Below are 18,976 nucleotides of genomic sequence, written 5' to 3'. Positions count from 1 at the left end.
AAGACGGTGATTTGCTTGATCATGAAAAGAATATAATGCACAAATTTCCGTACTTTTGCCAGCTTTAAAACACTAGTGCGATGAGTAAAAAATTCAATGAATACAAAGGATTGAACCTTCCGGAAGTTGATAAACGTATCAAATCTTTTTGGAAGGAAAACGACATTTTCAACAAGTCCATGACGACTCGTGAAGGAAATGAGCCTTTTATTTTCTTTGAAGGACCTCCATCTGCTAACGGGTTACCTGGGATTCACCATGTTATGGGACGTACGATCAAGGATTTATTCTGTCGTTTTAAAACACAACAAGGTTATCAAGTAAATCGCAAAGCCGGTTGGGATACACACGGTCTTCCTGTAGAGCTAGGCGTTGAAAAAGCACTTGGAATTACTAAAGAGGACATCGGTACAAAAATCTCTGTAGAAGCATATAATGAGGAATGTAAAAAAGCAGTTCTCAAATACACCGACGTATGGAGCAAGCTAACTGATGATATGGGTTACTGGGTAGATATGGAAGACCCATATATTACTTATAAATCTAAATACATGGAATCGGTATGGTGGTTGTTAAAAGAGATTTATTCTAAAGACTTGATTTATAAAGGCTATACCATACAACCGTATTCACCAGCTGCTGGAACTGGATTGAGCTCCCATGAGTTGAACCAACCAGGAACATATCAAGACGTAACAGACACTACTGTTACTGCTCAATTTAAAGTGGAAGACCCATCAAAATTACCTTTTCCAACTAATGGAGAGGTTTTTTTCCTTGCCTGGACCACGACGCCGTGGACATTGCCATCCAACACCGCACTTACTGTAGGTCCTAAAATAGATTACGTACTTGCTGAGACTTTTAACCAGTACACTGGTGCTCCTATGCAGGTAATCCTAGCAGAAAAGTTAGTGAGCTATCAGTTTGGTAAAAAGAATCAAGCTTTGAAAGGTGACGCTTTCGCAAAAGCGAAACAAGAATACCAACTAGGAGATAAAAAAATACCATATCAAATCTTAGGGTCTTGCAAAGGAACAGATCTGGTCAACTTAAGGTACGAGCAATTATTAGCTTATGCTACGCCTTTTGAAAACGCACAGGATGCCTATAGAGTCATATTAGGAGATTTTGTAACGACAGAAGACGGAACAGGAATCGTGCACACCGCACCTACTTTTGGAGCAGATGATGCCCTTGTTTCTAAACAAGCAAATCCACCTATCCCACCTATGTTGGTGTTGGATGAATATAACAATCCAGTGCCACTTGTCAACCTACAGGGGAAATTCCGCGAGGAGTTGCCTGAGGTAGGTGGCAAATATGTAAAGAACGAATATTTTGCTGATGGAGAAGCACCAGAACGTTCTGTAGATGTAGATATTGCGATCGCTTTAAAAGAACAAAATCGCGCTTTTAAAGTAGAAAAATACGTGCACAGTTATCCACATTGTTGGAGAACTGACAAGCCTATTTTATATTACCCGCTGGACAGCTGGTTTATAAAAGTAACCGAGTTCAAGGATAGAATGCATGAGTTGAACAAATCCATCAACTGGAAACCTAAATCTACCGGAGAAGGAAGATTTGGCAACTGGCTGGCAAATGCAAACGACTGGAATTTATCGCGTTCTCGTTTTTGGGGAATACCGCTTCCTATATGGAGAAATGAAACTGGAACAGAAGAAATGATCATCGGCTCCATAGAAGAGCTTATGGGAGAGATAGAAAAATCTATCGCAGCTGGGTTCATGACTACAAATCCGTTTGCTGGATTTAAAAATGGCGACATGAGTAAAGAAAACTACAACATCGTAGACCTTCATAAAAACGTAGTAGATCAAATTTATCTAGTAGGTAAAAGCGGAGCAAAGTTAACTCGTGAGGCAGACCTTATCGATGTTTGGTTTGATTCAGGATCCATGCCTTATTCACAATGGCATTATCCGTTTGAAAATAAAGAACAAGTAGAAAACCAGTTGAGAAAAGCAGACTTCATTGCCGAAGGTGTGGATCAAACGCGTGGATGGTTTTATACACTGCACGCTATCGCCACCATGATAAGTGATGATGTGGCTTATAAAAACGTCGTTTCTAACGGACTGGTTCTAGATAAAAAGGGACAAAAAATGTCGAAGCGTTTAGGCAATGCTGCTGACCCTTTTGAGACTTTAGGAAAATACGGTGCTGATGCGACGCGCTGGTATATGGTGAGTAATGCTAATCCTTGGGACAATCTCAAGTTTGATCTCGATGGAATTACGGAGGTGCAACGCAAGTTTTTTGGAACGCTTTACAATACCTATTCGTTCTTCAGTCTATACGCAAACGTAGATGGATTTACCTATAGTGAGAAAGACATTCCATTATCAGAACGACCAGAAATAGACCGCTGGATACTATCAGAATTAAATACTTTGATAAAAGAAAGCACAGCCTTCTATGAAGATTATGAACCTACTAAAGCGGCTCGTGCGATAACCACTTTCGTCACAGAGAACTTAAGCAACTGGTATGTGCGTTTATGTAGAAGGAGATTCTGGAAAGGAACTTATGAGCAAGATAAAATCGCTGCTTATCAAACCTTATACACTTGTTTAAAAACAATAGCACAATTGGGTGCTCCTATTGCTCCATTCTTTATGGATCAACTGTATCAAGATCTAACTGGTGTTTGTGAAAGCGATGCGAGTGAGAGTGTACACCTAGCACTTTTCCCTAAAGCTGATGAATCACTTATAGACGCAGCACTGGAGGAGAAAATGCACAAAGCACAAATCATTTCTAGTCTTACCTTATCCCTGCGTAAAAAGGAAAGTATTAAAGTGCGTCAACCGCTACAACGTATTATGATACCGGTTCTAGATGCCAGAGATAAAGCTCAGATAGAAGCTATCGCAGATCTGGTAAAGAGTGAAGTAAACGTAAAAGAAATTGAGTTAATCGATGATGCGAGTGGTATCCTTGTAAAAGAAATCAAACCAAACTTTAAAGCCTTAGGTCCGCGCTTTGGCAAGCTCATGGGGCAAGTCGCTAGTAGGATTAAAAGTTTTCAACAAGAGGATATTGCTTTGTTGGAAAAAACTGGTCAAAAAGAAGTGGAAGTAGACGGAAATGCCGTTATATTGACCCTTGAAGACGTAGAAATTACGTCTTCAGACATAGAAGGATGGTTAGTAGCAAACCAATCAGGTATTACCGTTGCACTCGATGTAACCATATCGCCAGAGCTTAAAAAAGAAGGTATTTCTAGAGAAATAGTAAATCGCATTCAAAACATAAGAAAAGACTCTGGACTCGAGGTAACCGACCGAATCAATATTGAGATTGCATCTCATAGGGAACTAGACGATGCTCTTTTGACAAACAAGCAGTATATCAAAGATGAAACGCTAGCAGATTTATTAACAATAACAACAAATGTTTATAAGGGTACGCTAATTGAATTTGACGATATTGCTACCACAATCAAAGTGACTAAAATATAATATATGAGCACCAATGAAAATGAAAAATTAAGATACAGCAATGCTGATTTGGCTTATTTCAAAGATATACTTAATGCAAAAATTAAAGAAGCAAAAGAGCAATATGAATTGATCAAGAGCGCCTATATGAATGACGCCAATAATGGTACAGATGATACTGCTCCTCAATTTAAAGCCTTTGATGAGGGAAGTGCTGTAATGAGCAAGGAAACAAGCTCACAACTAGCTATACGTCAAGAAAAGTTTATACGCGACCTTAAAAATGCATTGATAAGAATTGAAAATAAATCTTATGGCGTTTGTCGAGTGACCGGCAAGCTGATTAATAAAAAACGCTTGGAGCTTGTTCCTCATGCTACGCTCAGCATTGAAGCAAAAAACTTGCAGTAAACCAATTGCTGCGCTCCTTCAAGGAGTTTTTAAAATTTAAACCTTTGTAATATGGATAAAGATGATGCTTGTTCTAACTTACAAAGGTTTTTTTGTGTTGTAATAATTGGTATTGTTCTCGCTTTCGCGGAAGCGGATGCCCAAGAATCTACGCCTGTAAAAAACGAGACCAGTCATCTTCAAGCTCAGTTTAACGTGGTAGATATTCAAATGATTCAATACCTCGAATTAGAAATAACTACTAGCGACTCTGATAAAGTAACCTTAGTGACTTCACAGAATGGCGAATATAAAAATGCGGTGGTTTTATCTAGCGAGATCAGAAACGATTCTTTACTCATTACTGACCCTTTTAACCCTACTTTTTCCTTTCCTCAAGACAAATTAAGTGCTCATAAAGTTATCGATGGAAAAGCTACTTTATCCCTCCCTAGAAATAAACATCTGATTATTAATACACAAACAGCAGACATCACTATAACAGGAAATTACAAAAGCATTTATATAAATCAGCTTTCTGGAAGTTGTAAAATAGACCAAATCCAAGGGGATCTTACATATGTTTCTGTTTACGCAACGATCTCTATAGACCTCAAAAACTATGATATTGAAGCTGTTTCTAGGTCTGGAAATGTTTTTGTTTTTGAAAAACCCTCATTGATCAAATATTTTGCTCGATTAGAAACCATATCGGGCAGCATAAGCAATCTTAAAAAGCGCAATAAGTAGTATTTTTACAACTTTGAAAAATACGTAATGAAATTATCAAGAGCGGTACTTATTATTCTATTGGTTCTTCTAATAGATCAAGCGAGCAAAATTTATATAAAGCTTAATTATACATTAACAGGAAGCAATAGTGACGCTATTGTAGACTGGGGGAAGTTTAAACTACTTTTTTATGAAAATGCCGGTGCTGCCTGGGGAATGGAAATTCCAGGTGATTATGGTAAATTAATTTTAGTAGTGTTTAGAGTATTTGCTGTTTTTGGAATCGGTTACTGGTTGGTAAGCAGTATTAAGAAGAATGGACATCAGATTTTAATTGTGTGTATTTCATTGATCTTTGCTGGTGCATTAGGAAATATTATTGATTCTATTTTTTACGGTGTTATTTTCTCAGGCAGCTACCACGGCGCCATCGCAACCGCTTTTCCTGATATTGGTGGTTATGCGGGTTTAGGCTATGGACATGTAGTAGACATGCTTTATTTCCCTTTATTTGAAGGCGACTGGCCACAATGGATACCTGTTGTAGGTGGAGAACACTTTAAATTCTTTAACGCTATTTTTAACGTTGCAGATAGTGCGATTACTATAGGTGTGATACTTTTGATACTTTTTAGTAAAAAGGCTTTTCCAGATAATGAAAAAGCATAATCTTTAAAATTACCATAGGTTAGGGTGAAACTTCTAGAGTAAATGCCAGGACCATTGCCTCTTTATTAATGGGCTTTTTAATAAAAGCAGTGACAAAATCGTAGTTTTTTACCTTATTAACCTCAGCAGGATTGATCGTCGAACTTACTATATTGATCTTTGCCCTTAGCTGTCCAGCTAGCGGCTTAATTGCTTCAAGAAATTCCCAACCATTCATAATAGGCATATTAAGGTCTAAAAGTATGACTTCAGGTAAATGAGGCTCTTCTTTTTTAAGCTCTTCTTTAAAAAACTCAAAAGCAACCTGACCGTTTTCAAAAATGAGCAGTTCTTCTGCAAGTTTATTTTTTTTAATAAGCATCTTGACTAAACTCACATAAAGTTTATCATCATCGATGATACACGCCTTTTTAATCACTGTATCTGTCATATTAAAATTTTACCGTAAATGAACTTCCTACACCTAGAATACTTTTAACTGAAATATCACCCCCTAAGGATTCTACTTGGTTTTTAGTTAAAAATAAACCTACTCCTCTAGCATCATCATTGTCATGGAAGGTACGGTACATATTAAAAATTTTATCTCTATTCTTCTGAAGATCTATACCTATTCCGTTATCCTTAAAAACGAGAAGCTCTTTTGAACCTTTACATTTAGATTTCACGTCTATATGAAGCGGTCTTAAGACATCTCTATACTTAATGGAGTTAGATAGCAAATTAGTGAGAATACTGCGTAAAAACGACGGGACGTAATTGAGATGAGTCAGGGCTGTAAAATCATAATCTAACCTTAGGTCTATTAAACCTAACAAAGGACGATGTTCCTCTAATACTGATTCAAAAACGTCTTTAATATCTACCAGTTCCCTACCTCTTTCATGAGTATTGATGGTTACCACTTCATTAAGATGTTCAAGTGTCTGACTTAAACTAGTCGAAATATCCTTGAGATAGCTCTTAAAAACGGTTTCTTCTGAATCAGAATTTTTTGCTGCAAAAGTTTCAAGTGTAAGTTCTAAATTACTGGAGTGCGATCTTAAATTATGTGACACTATATGTGCAAAATGGATCAATCTTTCATTTTGAATATCTATGAGTTCTGCTCTTTTCTCCAATTCTTTTCCTTGCTTAATGAAACGGTCTATACTTGTAAAAACTCCTCGTATTCCTACAATTGCTCCGGTATAATCATCAACAAGCGGTTTTCCAGTAGCTCTTACCCAAAATTTCTTACCATCATAATCTATCATTTCAACATCCTGCTCGAAGCTAAATCCTTCTAGACTATTTTTAAACTTCTTAACCGTTTGTTTATAATCCACAAATAAGGTTAAGGCAGACTCAAAATTTAATTGAAAATCATTTGGAATATTAAGAACCTTTCTTCCTATCTCGTCCATAAAGCAGAAACCTGTTTTAAAGTTTCCACTATAAGAACCTGTTTGGGTCATTAGGGCTGTTTCTTTTAAGAAGTACTCTTTGTCTTGCAGCTTTTGCTGCAAGCTTTTTTTAGGGGGAATTTTCATCGTTTTAGGGGAAAACGTTTAAATAATATTGCTAGAAACTAACAAGGTTGGGGTAATATAGGTGAAAATAATTTAAGAATTACCGCTGATGGCCTTTTCACTTCATAAATAGGAAATCAAGCTTTAAATTACTTTGAGAATCTCTTGCCTATGTATAATGTAATCCATCCCAATATCATTACTATTAGTATCTATTTTAGTCTCTAATGGGGTAAAAAAAGACAATCCTATCTTCAAAACATCTGGTCTACACTTCTTTAAAAATCGGTCATAAAAGCCTTTTCCATAGCCTATGCGATTGCCAAATCTATCTGCAGCTACTAATGGAACAAATACCACATCGATGCTTTTTTCGTCTACAGCTATACCGTTTTCATCAGGCTCTGGTATCCCGTATGTATTCACTGTTAATTTAGTTTGATCTGTCAACAAATAATTAGACATAGAAAAATTCTTAAAATTCGATCTAGAGATGACCACATTTTTATCCTTGCCTTGAAGGATGTGAAGCAAGTACTCTGTATTGATTTCTTTTTGTTTTTCTATAGGAAGGAAAATATGGTAGTTGGAATGGCTCCAAATATCAATTTCTAATGCTTTATTAGCAATTTGCAGACTGTATTCTTCTACTTGATCAAGCGTTAAAGCCTGTCTACGTTGAACATATTCCTTTCTAAGTGCTAGTTTACTGTCCATGTTTTGAAATATGAAAAATGGCATCCCCTTGATATACCAGCGGACTGTGATTAACGTTAATCACGTAACCTGCATGAGGAGATTTTACTTTATACCTTAATTCTCCATAAGGATCTGTTATAATAGCTATAAATTCGTCTTTTTCTACTCGTTTTCCAGTTTTTACCTTAGGGTGTAATAATCCAGAATACTTTGCTCTGATCCACATGGAATCTGTTACAATAATGGAATCTTCTTTTCGTACTTCAACAGGAATATCAGGTCCTAACATTTTGAGATGTTCCAGCACTCTTATAGCTCCATTAACTGCTGTAGAAACTACTTCTTTATCACTGCGGTTAGACATCCCCCCTTCAAACAGCAAATACGTCTTACCTAGGTCAGAGCAAGTGGCTCTAAATGTCTTTTTAATATTGTTGCCATGCATCAAAAATGGCGCATTAAAAACCTTAGCTAAATTCCAAGAGTTTACTTCTAACTGAGAAACTCTCAAGTGCGGTGCATTGAAGCGTTGGGCTCCACCAGTATGGAAATCTAAAATGATATCAACATGTGGTAAAATTTCTGATGATACTTGATACGCAAATCTACTTGCTAGCGCTCCTGACTTTGTTCCAGGGAAAACTCTATTTAAATCTCTACCATCAGGAAACTCTCTCTTACCGCTCAAAAATCCGAAAACATTTAAAACAGGAATAGCTATTATTGTTCCTATTACTGGTTTATTGATCTTTTTGGAGATCAATTGTCTTACGACCTCAATACCATTTATTTCATCTCCGTGAATACCACCAGTAACTAGCACTACCGGGCCAGCTTTTTTACTCCGGTTTATAATCACAGGCACTTCAATACTTGTAGAGGTATAAAGCTTAGCCATATTAAAATTGAGCTTGTAACTTTTACCTGGCTCAATAATCGTATCAAATATCTTGAGTTCTTTAAGCATGGACTCCTTTTTCTATATACTTGATTATTTCTGCAGCAATATTTTTACCTGTAGCTCTTTCTATTCCTTCGAGACCTGGAGAACTATTTACCTCAAGAACTAATGGCCCGCGACTGCTTTGAAGTAAATCTACCCCACAAACTCCTAAACCTAAAGATCTTGCTGCACTTACAGCGGTTTGTTCTTCCAGCTTAGTAAGTGTGATGCTTTTTGCAGTTCCTCCACGATGCAGATTAGATCTGAACTCCCCTTTTTGAGCTTGTCTTTTCATAGCACCTACTACTTTATCACCAACGACAAAAGCGCGTAAATCTGCGCCACCTGCTTCTTTGATAAACTCTTGTATAATAACACGAGACCTCAGTTCATTATTAGCATCTATGATAGCATCTGCTGCTGCTATCGTTTCTGCAAGATTCACGCCTATCCCTTGAGTTCCTTCTAGGACTTTAATGACCACTGGAGGACCACCCACTTGTTTACAAATATCATCTGTATGATCGCCAAAGTTCGTAAATACTGTCTTGGGCATGTCCACACCACTTCTGGAAAGCAGTTGCAAACTTTGTAATTTATCTCTACTGCAAACCAGGGACATAGAGCTTACCGTCGTAAAACAATTCATCATCTCAAACTGCCTTACGATAGCGGTACCATAAAAAGTAATACTGGCACCTATACGTGGAATAATGGCATCTGGAGTGACCAACCTTTCTCCGTGATAATAAACGGTAGGTTTCTGTTTTTCTAATTTGATATTACAGTGCAGCACATTGATCGCTTTAGCAATATGACCTGCTTTACGAGCCTCTTCTAGCAGTCTTTTCGTACTGTATAGGCTTGTACTGCGAGATAAAATACTAATCTTCATATTGGGAATGTAAATAGGAAACATCCTGTAATTCAGGATCTACTATAAATTTAGGAGAAAGAAATTTACGCCCTATTAAAACTGGGTATTTCATTTCTTCCCGATTACTCAAAGTTAAAGAGATCTTATAAAGCTTCTTAAAAAGCCTGATGTTTCCTTGCACCTCATAACGCAAATCGACACTACCATTGCTACTGCGCACGCTAGTGATCTTATACTCTTCAAAGCTCAATCGCTTTCCATGGTACTGATCGTGTTCTTCATCTAGGAGTGTTGCATGGAGTATACCATCAGCTTCTTCAATATCTTTACAGTGTATACTACTCGTGTAAGCACCCGTATCGATTTTAATATCAATTCCCTCTATCTTTAATTTTGGAAAATCAGCGCGGTCTGTGCGGCCTATGATTATTTTTTTTGTTGCCAATTCAATTTTCTAATATTTCACAAAGATGCATTTTTCTATAACCATTTGTGTTGTGTAAACTTTAAATTATGAATGGGGTATCGCTAGGTGTCTCGCTTTCCTGCATGCCGGCAGGCATAGAGCAAAAGCGAGAATACTTCAAATCCATTAGCCTTGCCAGTGTATGAATGGCTGTAAATAAAGAAGCCGTTTCTTCTTTATGGAAACGGCTCTTTTTTTATGAGTTTGAGTTGTATGCGACCGGATCGCACATCAAGAACAATTACTTCTTTTTAGAAGCAGAGTTCTTAGCTTTAGGCATTGCTGCTGCTGGCTTTGAAGAAGGCTTTCCGAAGTTTACGGCGCCTTTTGCTGGTTTATTTGCCATGGTAGATGACTTTAAAATTACATAGTAAATCTACTCTAGTTTATGATTCTGCAATTTATTTTTTAGTTAAAAATAAAGTCCTTTTAGTTAAATCTCTAAGCACCGCTTTTATCATTATTCATCACCTCAAAAAGGTGTCTCTATGGTGACTACCAGGTCAGGTACTAACAGAAGCTAGTCTTTATCACCACTATTCTCAAAACTGCTAAATCAAGCTAGTGCTTGATCTAAATCGGCTAATAAATCCTCCACATCTTCAATACCTACGCTTAGGCGTATCAGGGAATCTACTACTCCTATCTTCTCTCTATCTTTCTTTGGGATACTGGCATGCGTCATGCTTGCTGGGTGACCTGCAAGAGACTCCACGCCTCCTAAGGATTCGGCTAAAGTGAAGACTTTTAGCTTTTCTACCAGTTTAACCGCACTGACTAGCGTACCTGCCTTAGTCGTAAAAGATACCATACCCCCAAAGTCACTCATCTGCCGTTTGGCAATTCCATGATTGGGATGGTCTTCAAAGCCTGGCCAATATACCTTTGAGACATTAGGATGGATTTTTAATGCATAAGCCACGGCTTTACCGTTTTCACAATGCCGCTGCATTCTTACATGAAGTGTTTTGATACCACGCAATACCAAGAAACAATCTTGTGGACCGGGAACTGCTCCACTTGCGTTTTGTATAAAGTACAATCTTTCAGAGAGATCTTTGTCGTTTACAACTAGAGAGCCCATGACCACATCACTATGACCGCCTAAATATTTAGTCGCGCTATGCATAACGATATCTGCTCCTAGTTCCAAAGGTCTTTGTAGGTAAGCTGTAGCAAAAGTATTATCTACCGCGAGTAAGATATTATGCTTGTTGGTAATATTTGCAACTGCCTCTATATCTATAATGTTCATCATCGGGTTAGTTGGGGTTTCTACCCAAACTAATTTTGTGTTCTCATTTACAAAGTTTTCTATATGATCCGCATTTTCCATTCCTATAAAATGAAATTTGACACCAAAGTCTTGAAAAATCCTAGTAAATAAACGGTACGAACCCCCATAAAGATCGTTTGTCGAAATGACTTCATCTCCTGGCTTTAATAATTTAAGAACGGCATCAATAGCTGCTAATCCAGAACCAAAAGCCAATCCATAATGACCGCTTTCAATACTGGCAATAGACTTCTCTAATGCATCACGAGTGGGGTTCCCACTACGTGAATATTCAAAACCATTGTGTCCTCCTGGTGTACTTTGCTTGTAAGTGGTAGTTTGATATATAGGTGGCATCACAGAATTGTATGCCGGATCTATGTTGTGCTGACCACCGTGAATGGTCTTTGTGTTAAATTTCATATCCTTATTTTCCTTGATATAAAGATAACAAGCGCATCTTCCTAAAACAAAATAATTGATGCCTTAGCGTACTAATTAAATGGAATTTAAAGAATTAGATTCTTTACAGACTCCTAGTAATTTATCAATCGGTAAACTTTTATGAAATAAATAACAAATAACATTGTTAGTAAACTAGGTTCTTTAGCGACCTTTACTATGAACTATTAATAGTAATACTATGAGAAACATATTTATTATTGCAGCAGCGTCATTATTAATTACGAGCTGTGCCGTTATTAGACCAGGGGAAGCTGGAGTAAAACAAAGATTAGGTAAACTAGACTCTAAAGTAACCACTCAAGGTACTATCGTTTTTAATCCTTTTACAACAAAGGTCATTAAAGAATCCATCCAAACTAACAATCTAAAACTAGCTCTTAGAATACCTAGTAAGGAAGGTTTAAGCGTAGATTCTGAGATCTCCATTCTTTACAGACTAGAAGTTGAGATGATACCTACAGTTCTCAGAAACATAGGTCCTAACTATAAAGATGTGATGTCGGCAGTTTTTCGTTCTGCAAGTTCTGATGTTTGCTCACAATTTTTTGCAAAAGATATGCACTCTGGAAAAAGGGCTGATATAGAAAAAGCAATTAAAGCAAAGATGGAAGAAACGCTTACCTCACAAGGAATTATTATTGAAGCAGTTCTCATGAAAAGCATACAGTTGCCTCAAGGTCTTTCTTTTTCTATAGAGCAAAAACTACAAGCGGAACAAGACGCTATGAGAATGGAGTTTATTCTACAAAGAGAACGTCTGGAAGCAGATCGAAAAATCATTGAAGCCACCGGTACCAGAGATGCGCAGATGATTCTAGCACAAGGTCTTACACCAGAAATACTCAAAATACGCAGTATTGAAGCTTTTATAGAGTTGTCAAAATCTGCTAACAGTAAAGTGATTATTACCGACGGTAGAACGCCGTACCTTATTAACGAAGCAAAGAATTAGCCGTCTAGCTTTTTTAAATTTATGGGTTGATCTAAGAAATTAGTCAACCCATTTTTATTTTCTTTTTTTAACTTTTAAAATTTCTAACCGTATTTAAATTGAATTTTTGCGCTGCATCAACTTCAGCATATACTTTTATACTCTCTAAGAAATAGAAAGTACAACACTGTCCACAATTAATATCACATGAAACATATTTCTTATACCAAAAGCTATCGTAATTTTGCATTATGAAAAATCTATTCATTTATCTAGATAGTTGTAGCACCTGCCAGCGCATAAAAAATGAGTTACACCTTCCTAAAGATGTTGCCTTACAAAACACAAAAGAGCAAGCGCTTACCGTTGAACAATTGAAGTTTCTAAAAGAACAAGCTGGTTCTTATGAAGCACTGTTTAATAGACGGGCACAGCTGTATCGAGGTCGTGGACTTCACGAGAAAGACCTCTCTGACACCGATTATAAAGAGCTATTACTCGAACATTATACCTTTATAAAACGACCTATTCTTATTTATAATGGTGAAGCTTTTATAGGGAATTCTAAAAAAGTAGTTGCTGATGCAAAAGTAGCCATCTCTTAAATGAATACACGTTCTATTGCTATTGTTTGCGGCTTTTTTGTCGCTTTGTTTTATGCCTATAATTTTACTGCGGCAAAAGAAGTAACTCCTCTACATATAGGGCCTTTTGGATTAACCTGGTATAGAGTTGTAGCTACTTGTGCTATTTTCTGGATCATATCTTTATTTGCTGGACCTAAGGAAAGAATTCCTTCTAAAGAGTTGCCACTTATCGCTCTTGCGGCATTTTGTGGCGTAGGTTTCAATATGGTGACTTTTATGTGGGGACTATCCCTCACCTCACCTATAAATGCCTCTGTATTAATGGTAAGTACCCCTATTATCGTATTGGTGTTGAGTGCAGTGTTTTTAAAGGAACGTCTTTTTGCTACTCGCATTATAGGGATTCTCGTAGGCTTTTCTGGTGCAGCCTTTTTGATATTTTTATCCACAGGTGCTGGTGCTCAAGCATCCAACCCCACGTTAGGGAACCTATTGATATTTGTAAACGCAGTTTCCTATGCCTTTTATATACTTTTAGCTAAAAAGCTAACAGCAAAATATCACGTATTTACTTTAATGAAATGGCTGTACTTTTTTGGTGTATTGTTAATCACTCCATTTGGAATCACACAGGGACTAGCGTTTGATTTTTCAATGGCGAGTACAACTACATTATTAAATATAGGCTACGTCATTTTATTTGCGACTTTTGGAACTTATATGCTTAATATTATTGCCATAAGAACCTTAAAACCTAGTGTGGTGGCTGTATTTGTGTATTTACAACCCTTACTAGCTACCATAATAGCAGTAGGTTTGGGAAAAGACATCATTACTTGGCAAAAAGCAGTAGCTGGACTGCTTATTTTTAGTGGTGTCTTCTTAACTAGCCTGAAAAATAAGGCTTAAACCATCCCTTCTTTTTTACTATCATTAACCGCTGCTGCCCATTGAATAGCCTCAAAAAGGTTATTAAATATTTTGACTTTTGAACGTACAAAAGTAGACTCAAATTTTGCATTCCTGGAAGCTATTTCATTTGTTGCAACAATACCATAGCCTTTTAGGGTAAACGCATACATACTAAACCTGAGCCAGTGCACCGGTTGTATCTTGTATTTAAATATTCGGTTGGAGATGTAAACAATGTCATTTCCAGAAGTATTGTAATAGGCAGCTGCCTCGTCAATAATAACTTTTGCATTATCCCAAGAGAAGTCAGCTCCTTCTTTAATTTCTGAAACAATGAAACCATCAAAAAAGTAATAATCTCCAAAATGATAATTTACCTCCTTGAGTACTTCACTATAAAACACAGAATCCTTAATCGATCTCATATGGCAAAAATAAAAAGATAACCTATAAAATAATTTACTGACAAGCCATTGAATTCAAATCATTTATAGCATTAGAAATTGATGAAATAAAACAAGTTTTTTAAGAAGATTTTTAGTCAATTAACTGGTGGTAAAGTTAGTCAACTATCAGGTAGCAAAAAAAAGACGGAGATTTTTTTTGAGTTAATCGAATAGAAGAGTTAAAATAAGAATCTCTTGAAATTAAATCCTAATATTGCTTACGTGCATATAACGCTTTCTAATTAGCTTATTTATGAAAATTTACCACTTGCTTTCTCAGATACCCTTTCTTAACAAGTATTCTTATAAATTTCTTTTTGTAGCTTTTCTAGGAATCCACATACCCTTATTAGGTCTCATTTGCTATGTTCTTTTTGCTACGGAGGTTTCAACCACTGCCTTTATCCTAATCACTTTAGGTTTAACCCTTGGAGCGACCGCTTTGACGCTAAAAGTTTTAAATTCCCTTTTGCTTCCCATAACCTTGGGTAAAACAGCATTGAATGACTATGTAGAGCATGAAACAGTACCTGATCTTCCAAAAACCTACACTGATGAAGTTGGTGAAATGTTGAGAAACATTCAATATACCATCGCTTGTCTAGATGAAGTTGATAAAGAAAAGCAAGAGATAGCCGAATTGATTTCTCATGACCTAAGAACCCCAGTGGCACAGACACTACAGATCATTAATTTTTTAAGAGAAGATGGAGATAATCAGCAAGAGCGTGAGGCTAATCTGAACTTATTACAAGAAATAGGCTCCAAGCAGCTCAAGTTTTTAGAAGTCATGCTTAAAGTTTTAAAGACCAAACAGATCGAGATTGGGTTTAAAAATTTTGAAATACTAGCTGTATCAGAAATGATTGATGACCTACTTGATGGTCATAAAAAAAGCATGGCCGCTAAGCAATTAAAGGTGGTCAACAGCATCCCAGATAGCGTGAAAATATATGGACATCCGCTAGGAATGAAGCAGGTTTTTGAAAACCTCATCACTAATGCTATTAAATTTTCTGATCAAAATGGAGAAATAAACATAGCTGCAAAAACAGATGCAGACACTGTAACCATTAGCGTTCAAGATAATGGTATAGGTTTCAACAAGCAGACCGAACAAAGTCTATTTAAGAAATTCATCCCCGGGCATTTAGGAACTAATGGAGAACCTAGTACAGGCCTTGGCCTTTATCTGGCCAAAAATATTGTAGAAAAACACGACGGTAGCATCACCGCTTTTAGTGAAGGAAAAGGCGCTTGTTTTTCGGTTGTTATGCCTATCAAAACTGAATAAACGCTTCAGTCATTTGTAAGATAAACCGCTAATTTTAAAGAACGTTCTATTGCTTCTTCAAAAGACGCTGCTGTATATAGTGTTAGCTGTAAAATTCAGATTATAGTAAAGCCTTCTTTATACCAAAGCTCGACTGTTAACTACAGCTGATCTGAAGGAAATTCTCCATGTGCTCGCATATCTGCTTTTTCTAAAACCTTAAAGTCTTCAGATTTTGGAAAGTTTTTAATCCTTTTATAAAGTTCAGGATGCAATGCGGTAATTTTACGTTCTTTTAGATTCATCCAGGCACCTGTCATTAAACCTCGGGCGACATTGCGGCCTTTGTAGTCGTAAAAATTATGTCTAAAACTAAACATGCTCGCATCTTCACACATTCCAGTGACTTCGCAAGTTACCCTAACTGGTTTTCCTTGATGAATTTCTTTAAAGTAGAAGATGTTTTCATTAAAAATAACTGGACCGGTTTCATATTGAGCCATTTCTCGCTGCCCAAAATCATTGTCTATTAAGAAAGCCATTCGGGTGTGGCTCATAAAGTTTTGATACGCACTATTGGCCATGTGCCTGTTAGCATCTAGATCGCTCCATCTTACATCAAATTCTTTATTGTACATATTTTGACTAATTTGAAACGAAGATATTGTATGCATGCATAGCATTAAAAAGGTTGGGATATATTTAATAATTTCGCTTTCGCGAAAGCGAGATCATTATACTAATCTGTGTTAGAAACAGGTTTTAATTTACCCATTGCTTTCCATAAAAAATAAGCTGTAATAAGGGTAGAAAGCACGTCTGCGATAGGGAAACTGATCCAAACTCCGAATTCTCCATAAAAATTAGGGAGAATCAGTAATAAAGGTACCAAAATAATTGCCATCCGGAGCAGTGTGAGTATTAAAGCGGGAATTGCTTTACCTATGGCTTGATAATAAGCGGAGCCTATTAGTTGAATAGAAATAATAGGTACCGAAAGAAACACCAATTTCATGGCAAAGGAAGCTTGATCGATAACATCTGGGTTTTCGGTAAAGACCCCTACAATCTCTCGAGTAAAAAAGAAAAGGCCTAAGAATATCAGCACTCCTAATCCGCAAGAAATTTTGATAGACGTATAAATAACCTCTCGTACACGGCCCCAAAGTTCTGCTCCATAATTATAACCTGCGATAGGTAAAAAGCCTTGAGTCACGCCCATAACTGGAAATAAGGCAAACATCATCATACTTCCTATAATTCTAAAAACGGCAACACCGTCTACACCATTTAATTCAAAGAGAATATTATTCATTATAAGGAAAACAAAACTAGAAGTTGCCTGTCTTGATAAGGTTACAAAACCAAGACTACTAATTTCTTTCAGAATTCCCCAATCTGGCAGCAAATGTCTAAGGGCGAAAAGAAGCTCGCTTTTTCCGGAAACAAAAAACCAAAGAACATAACTAAAACAAAGAACATAACTAATAGTTGTTGCCCATGCAGCGCCAGCCATACCCATACCCAACCTGTTGATAAAAATATAATCCAAAAGCAAATTCCCAACAGATGGAATTAACATGGCTATCATGGCGTGTTTAGGAGCCCCTTCGGCTCTGATCACATTATTTCCCATCATGCATAAACCAAGAATAGGAATACCGTAAAAGACGATCTGATAATAAATTTTGGCCGGTTCAAAAAGCGATCCTCTACCTCCAAATGCGGGTACCAAAGAGTCGACAAAAAGCAGACCAAAAACAGTCATCAATACGGTGATTAACACCGTAAGAGAGAGCATGTTTCCAAAAGTTCGTTTGGCTTTTTCTGTATGGTCTGCCCCTAGTGCTCGAGAAATAATACTTGAACCACCTATTCCTATCGCCATTCCTAAAGCAGCAACAAAAAAGGAGATAGGTAAAACGACGCCTATAGCAGCAAGTGCGTCAGAATTGATCCAGTTACCCACAAAAATACTGTCCACCAAGATATTGAGCGACATAACCAAGATACCTATAGAAGCAGGAACTGCCTGCTTAATAAGTAAACTTGTAATCGTTTCTGTCCCCAAGAGTTGGGATTTGTTTTTAGGAGGTAATTTGTTTTTCATGGAGGGTAAATGTACTATAGTATTCTAGTTGTTGTATAACAAGTAGGTGCTAGTTATTAGGATTTCAACTTCTGATTTTTTTATACTGTAAAATTTGTTTCCTGTTGTATAACAATCCTATAGCCATCGGTATTATTTCAAAAAACCTCTAAAGTTTTCCTTATTAAAAACCTTTATAGTAGTGTCGTAAGTCTCTAAGAAAGATTTCGGGATTTTGACATTTGCATTGGGATTCCATTTGAATTCATAGCCTTTTATATCAGTTCCTTTTTCTTCTACATAATCTACTTCTTGTTGAGTTCTAGTGCGCCAAAAATGTGAACGAACTTTTTCACCTTTGTATGCCAACTCTTTTAGACGTTCCATAATCAGGAAGTTTTCCCATATCGCACCTTTATCGGGTCGGTCTTCTATAGGTTTAAAGTCGTTTATTATAGCATTACGTACACCTAAATCAACAAAATAAATCTTTTGGTTTGTTTTTATTTCACTTCGCAAGCTTTTACTGAAGCTAGGTAATTTGAAAATCACACAGGCTTGTTCTAATACATCTATGTAATTACTTACCGTATTCTTATCTATTCCTATTAAGCTAGATAACTCGTTATAAATTAATTCGTTGCCTATTTGATAAGCAAGCGCACGCACTAATTTATCTAATAATTCTGGCTTTCTAATGCCTGCATAAGCAAGAATGTCTTTAAACAAATAACTATCTGTAAGTTCTTGTAAAATATCTTCTTCATCTCCTAAATTGTTAATCACATCTGGATACATTCCATAAACTAAACGTGTCTCCAATTGTTGCTGACCTTAGAGATAGCCCACATTATTTTCAAACTCATTCCAAGATATAGGATATAATTTAAATTCCCATTTGCGTCCGGTTAATGGTTCTGTTGTTTCATTACCTAACTCAAAAGCAGATGATCTTGTAACTAATAGCTTGACAGGCTGTAATTGATCATGAATAATTTTGAGTGTAAGACCTATGTTTTTAATACGCTGTGCCTCATCTATATAAACAAAGTGATGATTCCCTATAAGTTGTTTAAGTTGTTCTGTATTTGCATTACCTGTAGATCTTCTAACTAATGGGTCGTCACCATCTAAAAAGAGGTGTTCTTTATTTTTCAATATTTTTTTGATCAACGTAGTTTTACCTACTTGTCTAGGACCTATTATGATTATAACCTTCCTATCTTTAAGGCGCTTCTCTACT

The 18,976-nt window shown here is 36.6% G+C and carries 21 protein-coding genes; 9 read left to right on the top strand and 12 right to left on the bottom strand.

Annotation, left to right across the window (positions count from 1 at the left end):
* Nucleotides 1-80 precede the first annotated feature (80 nt).
* From ileS to F0365_RS06485, 4 genes are read left to right on the top strand one after another with little or no spacing between them, the layout of a single operon-like run.
* Entirely contained in the window at nt 81-3,488 is a 3,408-nt protein-coding gene (ileS, locus tag F0365_RS06500; RefSeq protein WP_169932956.1) for an isoleucine--tRNA ligase, read from the top strand.
* Nucleotides 3,489-3,491: 3 nt separating this feature from the next.
* Nucleotides 3,492-3,878: a TraR/DksA family transcriptional regulator gene (locus F0365_RS06495; protein WP_169932955.1), complete on the top strand. Its 387-nt coding sequence runs from the start codon at nt 3,492-3,494 to the stop codon at nt 3,876-3,878.
* Nucleotides 3,879-3,929: 51 nt separating this feature from the next.
* Entirely contained in the window at nt 3,930-4,607 is a 678-nt protein-coding gene (locus tag F0365_RS06490; RefSeq protein WP_169932954.1) for a hypothetical protein, read from the top strand.
* A 27-nt stretch (nt 4,608-4,634) separates the two neighbouring features.
* On the top strand, nt 4,635-5,258 hold the full coding sequence (locus tag F0365_RS06485) for a lipoprotein signal peptidase (protein ID WP_169932953.1): 624 nt from the start codon (nt 4,635-4,637) through the stop codon (nt 5,256-5,258).
* Between the two features lie 19 nt (nt 5,259-5,277).
* On the opposite strand, the gene F0365_RS06480 is transcribed toward F0365_RS06485, so the two are convergent.
* From F0365_RS06480 to F0365_RS06455, 6 genes are all read right to left on the bottom strand, one after another.
* Nucleotides 5,278-5,688: a response regulator gene (locus F0365_RS06480; protein WP_169932952.1), complete on the bottom strand. Its 411-nt coding sequence runs from the start codon at nt 5,686-5,688 to the stop codon at nt 5,278-5,280.
* Between the two features lies 1 nt (nt 5,689).
* On the bottom strand, nt 5,690-6,790 hold the full coding sequence (locus F0365_RS06475; RefSeq protein ID WP_169932951.1) for a sensor histidine kinase: 1,101 nt from the start codon (nt 6,788-6,790) through the stop codon (nt 5,690-5,692).
* Nucleotides 6,791-6,913: 123 nt separating this feature from the next.
* Complete coding sequence (locus F0365_RS06470) at nt 6,914-7,486, bottom strand: 5-formyltetrahydrofolate cyclo-ligase (protein WP_169932950.1); 573 nt, start codon at nt 7,484-7,486, stop codon at nt 6,914-6,916.
* Nucleotides 7,476-8,435, bottom strand: coding sequence for a succinylglutamate desuccinylase/aspartoacylase family protein (locus F0365_RS06465; RefSeq protein WP_240961928.1), 960 nt, complete (start codon nt 8,433-8,435; stop codon nt 7,476-7,478). Before F0365_RS06465 ends, F0365_RS06470 begins: the two co-directional genes overlap by 11 nt.
* Complete coding sequence (rimK, locus tag F0365_RS06460) at nt 8,428-9,306, bottom strand: 30S ribosomal protein S6--L-glutamate ligase (RefSeq protein ID WP_169932949.1); 879 nt, start codon at nt 9,304-9,306, stop codon at nt 8,428-8,430. The genes F0365_RS06465 and rimK overlap by 8 nt, the downstream gene beginning before the upstream one ends.
* A complete protein-coding gene (locus F0365_RS06455; protein ID WP_169932948.1) occupies nt 9,296-9,733 on the bottom strand; it encodes an ATP-dependent zinc protease in 438 nt (145 codons plus the stop codon). The genes rimK and F0365_RS06455 overlap by 11 nt, the downstream gene beginning before the upstream one ends.
* Nucleotides 9,734-9,900: 167 nt before the next feature.
* Between F0365_RS06455 and F0365_RS06450 the strand changes: the two genes are divergently transcribed.
* Nucleotides 9,901-10,125 (top strand): hypothetical protein, encoded by a 225-nt coding sequence (locus F0365_RS06450; RefSeq protein WP_169932947.1) that lies wholly within the window; start codon nt 9,901-9,903, stop codon nt 10,123-10,125.
* A 185-nt stretch (nt 10,126-10,310) separates the two neighbouring features.
* On the opposite strand, the gene F0365_RS06445 is transcribed toward F0365_RS06450, so the two are convergent.
* On the bottom strand, nt 10,311-11,453 hold the full coding sequence (locus tag F0365_RS06445; RefSeq protein WP_169932946.1) for a cystathionine gamma-synthase: 1,143 nt from the start codon (nt 11,451-11,453) through the stop codon (nt 10,311-10,313).
* Nucleotides 11,454-11,673: 220 nt separating this feature from the next.
* On the opposite strand from F0365_RS06445, the gene F0365_RS06440 reads away from it, so the two are divergent.
* The 3 genes from F0365_RS06440 (at nt 11,674) to F0365_RS06430 (ending at nt 13,922) form a co-directional block, all read left to right on the top strand.
* Nucleotides 11,674-12,447, top strand: a complete 774-nt coding sequence (locus F0365_RS06440; protein WP_169932945.1) for a prohibitin family protein — start codon at nt 11,674-11,676, stop codon at nt 12,445-12,447.
* Nucleotides 12,448-12,677: 230 nt separating this feature from the next.
* Nucleotides 12,678-13,031, top strand: a complete 354-nt coding sequence (locus F0365_RS06435; protein ID WP_169932944.1) for an arsenate reductase family protein — start codon at nt 12,678-12,680, stop codon at nt 13,029-13,031.
* Entirely contained in the window at nt 13,032-13,922 is an 891-nt protein-coding gene (locus tag F0365_RS06430; protein WP_169932943.1) for a DMT family transporter, read from the top strand.
* Here F0365_RS06430 and F0365_RS06425 read toward each other — a convergent pair.
* On the bottom strand, nt 13,919-14,350 hold the full coding sequence (locus F0365_RS06425; RefSeq protein ID WP_169932942.1) for a hypothetical protein: 432 nt from the start codon (nt 14,348-14,350) through the stop codon (nt 13,919-13,921). The genes F0365_RS06430 and F0365_RS06425 overlap by 4 nt on opposite strands.
* A gap of 274 nt (nt 14,351-14,624) precedes the next feature.
* Between F0365_RS06425 and F0365_RS06420 the strand changes: the two genes are divergently transcribed.
* Nucleotides 14,625-15,665, top strand: coding sequence for a sensor histidine kinase (locus F0365_RS06420; RefSeq protein WP_169932941.1), 1,041 nt, complete (start codon nt 14,625-14,627; stop codon nt 15,663-15,665).
* Between the two features lie 140 nt (nt 15,666-15,805).
* Here the strand turns inward: F0365_RS06420 and F0365_RS06415 are convergent, their stop codons facing one another.
* The 4 genes from F0365_RS06415 to F0365_RS16515 all read right to left on the bottom strand — a co-directional run bounded on the left by F0365_RS06415 (nt 15,806) and on the right by F0365_RS16515 (nt 18,942).
* Nucleotides 15,806-16,282, bottom strand: coding sequence for an acyl-CoA thioesterase (locus F0365_RS06415; protein WP_169934779.1), 477 nt, complete (start codon nt 16,280-16,282; stop codon nt 15,806-15,808).
* Between the two features lie 101 nt (nt 16,283-16,383).
* Nucleotides 16,384-17,754 carry an MATE family efflux transporter gene (locus F0365_RS06410; protein ID WP_169932940.1) on the bottom strand — a complete coding sequence of 457 codons (1,371 nt, stop codon included), beginning with the start codon at nt 17,752-17,754 and terminating at the stop codon, nt 16,384-16,386.
* Nucleotides 17,755-17,886: 132 nt separating this feature from the next.
* Entirely contained in the window at nt 17,887-18,555 is a 669-nt protein-coding gene (locus tag F0365_RS16520; protein WP_240961927.1) for an ATP-binding protein, read from the bottom strand.
* 12 nt (nt 18,556-18,567) lie between these two features.
* On the bottom strand, nt 18,568-18,942 hold the full coding sequence (locus F0365_RS16515; RefSeq protein ID WP_262889038.1) for an ATP-binding protein: 375 nt from the start codon (nt 18,940-18,942) through the stop codon (nt 18,568-18,570).
* Between the last annotated feature and the right edge of the window lie 34 nt (nt 18,943-18,976).

Origin of the sequence: Nonlabens sp. Ci31, assembly GCF_012974865.1 — a bacterium.
Taxonomy (GTDB): Bacteria; Bacteroidota; Bacteroidia; order Flavobacteriales; family Flavobacteriaceae; genus Nonlabens.
This window is presented reverse-complemented; position numbering and strand designations above follow the sequence as displayed.

What these genes read in the sequence shown, in the direction of transcription:
- ileS (WP_169932956.1), top strand. Translation starts at nt 81, where the DNA reads ATGAGTAAAAAATTCAATGAATACAAAGGATTGAACCTTCCGGAAGTT.
- F0365_RS06495 (WP_169932955.1), top strand. Translation starts at nt 3,492, where the DNA reads ATGAGCACCAATGAAAATGAAAAATTAAGATACAGCAATGCTGATTTG.
- F0365_RS06490 (WP_169932954.1), top strand. Translation starts at nt 3,930, where the DNA reads ATGGATAAAGATGATGCTTGTTCTAACTTACAAAGGTTTTTTTGTGTT.
- F0365_RS06485 (WP_169932953.1), top strand. Translation starts at nt 4,635, where the DNA reads ATGAAATTATCAAGAGCGGTACTTATTATTCTATTGGTTCTTCTAATA.
- F0365_RS06480 (WP_169932952.1), bottom strand. Translation starts at nt 5,688, where the DNA reads ATGACAGATACAGTGATTAAAAAGGCGTGTATCATCGATGATGATAAA.
- F0365_RS06475 (WP_169932951.1), bottom strand. Translation starts at nt 6,790, where the DNA reads ATGAAAATTCCCCCTAAAAAAAGCTTGCAGCAAAAGCTGCAAGACAAA.
- F0365_RS06470 (WP_169932950.1), bottom strand. Translation starts at nt 7,486, where the DNA reads ATGGACAGTAAACTAGCACTTAGAAAGGAATATGTTCAACGTAGACAG.
- F0365_RS06465 (WP_240961928.1), bottom strand. Translation starts at nt 8,435, where the DNA reads ATGCTTAAAGAACTCAAGATATTTGATACGATTATTGAGCCAGGTAAA.
- rimK (WP_169932949.1), bottom strand. Translation starts at nt 9,306, where the DNA reads ATGAAGATTAGTATTTTATCTCGCAGTACAAGCCTATACAGTACGAAA.
- F0365_RS06450 (WP_169932947.1), top strand. Translation starts at nt 9,901, where the DNA reads ATGGCTGTAAATAAAGAAGCCGTTTCTTCTTTATGGAAACGGCTCTTT.
- F0365_RS06445 (WP_169932946.1), bottom strand. Translation starts at nt 11,453, where the DNA reads ATGAAATTTAACACAAAGACCATTCACGGTGGTCAGCACAACATAGAT.
- F0365_RS06440 (WP_169932945.1), top strand. Translation starts at nt 11,674, where the DNA reads ATGAGAAACATATTTATTATTGCAGCAGCGTCATTATTAATTACGAGC.
- F0365_RS06435 (WP_169932944.1), top strand. Translation starts at nt 12,678, where the DNA reads ATGAAAAATCTATTCATTTATCTAGATAGTTGTAGCACCTGCCAGCGC.
- F0365_RS06430 (WP_169932943.1), top strand. Translation starts at nt 13,032, where the DNA reads ATGAATACACGTTCTATTGCTATTGTTTGCGGCTTTTTTGTCGCTTTG.
- F0365_RS06425 (WP_169932942.1), bottom strand. Translation starts at nt 14,350, where the DNA reads ATGAGATCGATTAAGGATTCTGTGTTTTATAGTGAAGTACTCAAGGAG.
- F0365_RS06420 (WP_169932941.1), top strand. Translation starts at nt 14,625, where the DNA reads ATGAAAATTTACCACTTGCTTTCTCAGATACCCTTTCTTAACAAGTAT.
- F0365_RS06415 (WP_169934779.1), bottom strand. Translation starts at nt 16,282, where the DNA reads ATGTACAATAAAGAATTTGATGTAAGATGGAGCGATCTAGATGCTAAC.
- F0365_RS06410 (WP_169932940.1), bottom strand. Translation starts at nt 17,754, where the DNA reads ATGAAAAACAAATTACCTCCTAAAAACAAATCCCAACTCTTGGGGACA.